At 82.3% G+C, this 419-nt stretch carries 2 pseudogenes; both read left to right on the top strand.

The window, feature by feature from the left end:
• A pseudogene (locus E2E34_RS36930) lies at positions 1-222 on the top strand (ADP-ribosylglycohydrolase family protein); the annotation flags it as partial.
• A pseudogene (locus tag E2E34_RS35130) lies at positions 219-419 on the top strand (ADP-ribosylglycohydrolase family protein); the annotation flags it as partial. The pseudogenes E2E34_RS36930 and E2E34_RS35130, both read left to right, overlap by 4 nt.

A 419-nucleotide genomic window follows, 5' to 3' on the forward strand; every position in this document is an offset into this window, starting at 1 on the left:
GCGCTGTGCGGGGCGGGGGCGATCCCGCCGGCCTGGGCTTCGGTGATCGCCCCGGCGCGGGGCAGCTGCCTGCCGTCCATGCGCGGCCACCACGTCCTGGACGTGGCGGACCTCCTGACCCCGGACGACGAACCCCCGGACGGCGAGCCCCCGGACGGCGAACCTCCTGACGGCGCGCCCCCGCCGTTCCCCGGCGCCGACGCTCTGCGGACCGCCCCGTGACGCCCGACGCGGGCCCCGGCCCGGCCACCCGGAGCCCGGCGCCCGCACACGCGCCCGCCGGCATCGGCACCCTGGCAGCGGTGGCGGTCGCGGTCGCGACGCCTCCGGCCCACCCGGACGAGCCCGCCGGGCCGCGCCGGATCGAGGGCCTGCTCCTCGGTCTCGCCGCCGGGGACGCCGCCGGGTGGCCCGCCGCC

It is taken from the genome of Streptomyces albidochromogenes, from assembly GCF_005981925.1.
Taxonomy (GTDB): Bacteria; Actinomycetota; Actinomycetes; order Streptomycetales; family Streptomycetaceae; genus Streptomyces; species Streptomyces albidochromogenes.